Source organism: Carnobacterium sp., assembly GCF_040274425.1.
On record NZ_JBEMBC010000138.1, the window covers coordinates 1 to 4,213 of the forward strand.

The following is a 4,213-nucleotide window of genomic DNA, read 5'->3' on the forward strand; positions in this document are numbered from 1 at the left end:
TTTTTCTATATAAGTATACAAAAATAGACCCTATAGAGGGCACTTTTTTTAGTGTCCATTCTATAGGGTCCATTTTATTTAGGACGAGCGCCTTTTTTACTATTGATTCATTACTTTTGATTGAGTTCGCTGTGTTTATAACCATAAATAAAGTAGATAACCACTCCAACAGTTAACCAAATAAGGAACGCGATCCAAACAGATAATGATAATTGAAGCATCAAGTAAACACACACGATCACAGAAACAATTGGAAAAATGGGTACAAAAGGTACTTTAAATTCGCCTTCTTTTGGTTCTCCAAAGTCTTTGCGTAGTTTAATAATTCCTATCGCAATAATCACAAAAATCAGTAAGGTTACGATATTTGTTAGTTCTGCTAATTTATTAAGCGGAACTATTCCAGCTAATATAGCTGACAGCAAACCAACTACTTGAGTAGCAAATTTAGGACTTTTTGTCTTTGGATCAACTTGACTCAATTTCTTTGGCAGTAAACCGTCTCTTCCAATCGCATAAATCAAACGTCCTAATCCATAAGTCATCGAGATGAGTACCGTTAATAATGTTAAGATCGCTCCTACAGAGATAATACCGGCAATGAAATCTTGTCCAATAAACCGTATAGCAAATGCTACTGGATCTTTGATGTCTAATTGTGCGTAAGGAACGATTCCCGTCAATACGAGTGTCACTATGATATACAATATCGTTGCAATCCCGAGTGAACCAATAATTCCTCTAGGAACGTCTCTACGCGGATTTTTTGTTTCTTCCGCAGCAGTACTCACTGCGTCAAACCCTAAGAAAGCAAAGAAAACGACAGCCGCTCCTGAGACTACACCATTTAATCCGAAGGGAGCAAATGGTGTCCAGTTTTCTGGTTTAACATAAAAAACACCCACTCCAATAAATAAAGCAATTAAACCAAATTTTATAAATACCATAATATTATTTAAACGCAATGCTTTTTTAGCACCTTGGATCACAACATACGTTACAACGAATGTAATCAATATTGCAATTAAATCCACGTAAGCCCCAGTCTCCGCATTATAAGAAGAACGTAATGCAACAGGTAATCCAAGACCAAGACCATCTAAAAATCCGTTCATATATCCTGACCAACCTGAAGCTACAGAAGCATTTGCCAGTAGATACTCACAAATCATCAGCCAACCGATCAACCAGCCGATCAATTCACCAAAAACAGTATAAGCATAAGAATACGCTCCTCCTGAAACGGGAATTCGAGAAGCAAATTCTGCATAACATAAAGCGGATAAGATACATGAAAAAGCTGCAATAATAAAGGATAAAATCAATGCCGGTCCAGCTGTTAGTGCAGCAGCCGTTCCAGTAATCACAAAAATACCAGTCCCAACAATTGCTCCTAAACCTAATAAGATTAAATCCATAGTTTTTAATTCTCTTTTTAAATTAGATGGCCTTTCAGTTGTTTCTAATGGCTTCTTTCTAAGGTAATTCATTTTAATACCACCCATCTATCTACTAAATTCATTTAGGATTTAACGTAACCTAATAACACACCGCCAACAATAACTAAAATACAGCCAAGTAAGATATAGCGGAACTCTCTTTTTGTTTTCGTTTCTCCTAAGAACCAAATACTTCCTAACGTTGAAATGATGATCCCTGTTTGTGAAAGTGAGAAACTAATAGCCAAACCAATTTTTTCCATTGAGATCAACATAAAGACATTTCCTAATGCCCATAACAAACCTGTCAAAATATTACGTAGTGTGTAATGGCTCTTTATCTCTTGCTTCATTGAGAACAAGAGTGAACCAATCAGCATACCTACAGCTTGTGGTAAAATAACAGCCATCGCATCAACGCCTGCAGCATTAATTGTTATTGTATATAATCCATATCCAAGTGTAGAAAAAAGTAACGCTCTTGCTCCAGATTTTTTTTGTCCTTTAGAATCATCTTTTGTTTCTTTCGTATCTGAGACAGTCGTAAATGTTACACCAAAAATCAAAACAATAATAGCAATAATTCCCAGAATAATATCTCTAGTACTTGTCCATTCTCTAAACAACAGTACTCCCGCAAGTGTATTGACAATCAATTGCAGTCCTGTTGAGATAGGCAATGTATTGGATACCCCGATAAACTTCATGCTTTGGAATTGTTGCATTTGTCCTAATGACCATAAAGCTCCTGATAACAATCCAACTAAAATAATTTTCATATCAATTGTTGGTTGATAAATAAAGTAAACGCCTAATGCAAAAAGAACGGATCCAGCTGACATTCCTACTGTTTGTTGATACGAGTTTCCACCTAATTTATTGCTCACTAGCCCAATGCTGCCCCATGCTATGGCAGGTATTAGTGCAATTAAAATTTCCATCTGCTCCATCTTCCTTTTCAATTTATTTCATCGCCTTGTAACATCATAACAGCTAAGGCACTCTCTTAACAAGAAAAGTTCTTGTATCTTAAAACAGTTTACAGCTTTATGGAACAAACTGCTAGAATATGATAAAGTAAGTAAATAAAATTTGTACAATTGGAATGAATAGAAATGAGGCCAATAAAAGAAATGACAAAGTATGATGTATTAGTAGTTGGTGGAGGAACCAGCGGCATGATGGCTGCTATCTCCGCAGCAGAACATGGCGCAAAAGTAGCAGTAGTCGAAAAAAACAGCTCTCTTGGACGTAAATTACTTGTTACTGGTGGCGGGCGTTGTAACGTTACCAATAACCGTGATAAAGAAGAAATCATTTCCCACATCCCTGGAAACGGGCGCTTCTTATACAGCGCTTTTTATCAATATGATAATTACGATATTATGGATTTTTTTAGATCAAATAATGTTGCCTTAAAAGAAGAAGATCACGGAAGAATGTTTCCTATTACAGATAAATCAAGAACGATTTTAGAAGCTTTGATTGGCATTATGGATCGGTTAGAAGTAGATATCTATACAGAGGCTCCTGTCGAAACTTTGTTATTTGATGAAGGAAAAGTAACTGGTGTACAATTGCAAGATGGTCGTAACTTAAATTCCACTTGTGTGATCGTCTCAACAGGAGGAAAAGCTATGCCAAGAACTGGCTCAACCGGTGATGGGTATAAATGGGCAAAAAAAGCGGGTCACACCATTACCCCACTTTACCCTACAGAATCGCCCATTCTCTCTGATGAACCTTTTATCAAAGATACGACTTTGCAAGGTCTTTCTTTAAGAGATGTTGCGTTAAGTGTGTTAAATAAAAAAAATAAACCGGTCGTCACTCATCAAATGGACATGATTTTTACTCACTTTGGTATTTCAGGTCCAGCAGTTTTACGTTGCTCTATGTTTGTTCATCAAACGATGAAACGTGATAAAACAGAGGAAGTGACCATGAGTTTAGACGCTCTTCCTAATGTAACAAAAGGTGAATTAACTCAGCAATTACAAAAACTAGTGAAAAATGATGGCGATAAAAGTACAAAAAATGCTTTGAAGGGACTTGTACCTGAACGTTATTTGCTATTCGCATTTGCCAGAGTTGGTTTGGACGAAAACGCGCCATTAAAACAAGCTGCACCAGATAAAATCACTCAGTTTATTGAGTTCATTAAAGATTTTCGATTTACAGCCAATGGCACTCAGCCCATTGAAAAAGCCTTTGTTACTGGAGGCGGAATCCACACGAAAGAAGTAAATCCAAAAACGATGGAAAGCAAATTTACTCAGGGCCTTTACTTCACAGGCGAAATATTAGATTATAATGGCTATACAGGTGGCTATAATATTACTGGTGCTTTTATCACAGGTCGAATTGCAGGAATGCATGCTGCTGAGCTGGCTTTATCAAAATAAAGAATTTTTCAACCTGAAAGGATGTTTTTATGAAAAAGAAAATTGCGATTGATATGGATCAAGTTATTGCGGATATAGAAATTAGTTTTATCGAATTATTCAAAAAGGAATACAATCTCTCTTTTGATAGTGTTGAAGACTATTTAAAAGAGAATCCAAATTTTGATCTAGTTACGACCATTAAAGAACTTTATCCTTTAATTAATACGTATGCTTTTTTCAGAAATCCTCCAGTAATGAAAGACAGTCAGGCTGTCTTACGTGAATTAGCAGAAGATTATGATTTATATATTGCAACTGCTGCTATGGATGTACCTAAAACGTTTACTGCAAAGTACGAATGGCTGCAAGAACATTTTGATTTTATTG

4 protein-coding genes are annotated in these 4,213 nt (G+C 36.1%); 2 read left to right on the plus strand and 2 right to left on the minus strand.

Annotated features, from left to right (window positions below; all coding sequences use genetic code 11):
• Positions 1–110: 110 nt before the first annotated feature.
• Both ABS911_RS14500 and ABS911_RS14505 read right to left on the minus strand, forming a co-directional pair.
• Entirely contained in the window at positions 111–1,490 is a 1,380-nt protein-coding gene (locus ABS911_RS14500; protein ID WP_350468148.1) for an amino acid permease, read from the minus strand.
• Between the two features lie 32 nt (positions 1,491–1,522).
• Positions 1,523–2,380, minus strand: coding sequence for a GRP family sugar transporter (locus tag ABS911_RS14505; RefSeq protein ID WP_350468149.1), 858 nt, complete (start codon positions 2,378–2,380; stop codon positions 1,523–1,525).
• 192 nt (positions 2,381–2,572) lie between these two features.
• On the opposite strand from ABS911_RS14505, the gene ABS911_RS14510 reads away from it, so the two are divergent.
• Both ABS911_RS14510 and ABS911_RS14515 read left to right on the plus strand, forming a co-directional pair.
• Positions 2,573–3,844 carry a BaiN/RdsA family NAD(P)/FAD-dependent oxidoreductase gene (locus tag ABS911_RS14510; protein ID WP_350468150.1) on the plus strand — a complete coding sequence of 424 codons (1,272 nt, stop codon included), beginning with the start codon at positions 2,573–2,575 and terminating at the stop codon, positions 3,842–3,844.
• A 29-nt stretch (positions 3,845–3,873) separates the two neighbouring features.
• Positions 3,874–4,213 (plus strand): 5' nucleotidase, NT5C type (locus tag ABS911_RS14515; RefSeq protein WP_502880558.1); only part of this gene is annotated, 340 nt, incomplete at its 3' end.

Coding starts and splice junctions, on each gene's coding strand:
- ABS911_RS14510 (WP_350468150.1), top strand. CDS start 2,573: ATGACAAAGTATGATGTATTAGTAGTTGGTGGAGGAACCAGCGGCATG.
- ABS911_RS14505 (WP_350468149.1), bottom strand. CDS start 2,380: ATGGAAATTTTAATTGCACTAATACCTGCCATAGCATGGGGCAGCATT.
- ABS911_RS14500 (WP_350468148.1), bottom strand. CDS start 1,490: ATGAATTACCTTAGAAAGAAGCCATTAGAAACAACTGAAAGGCCATCT.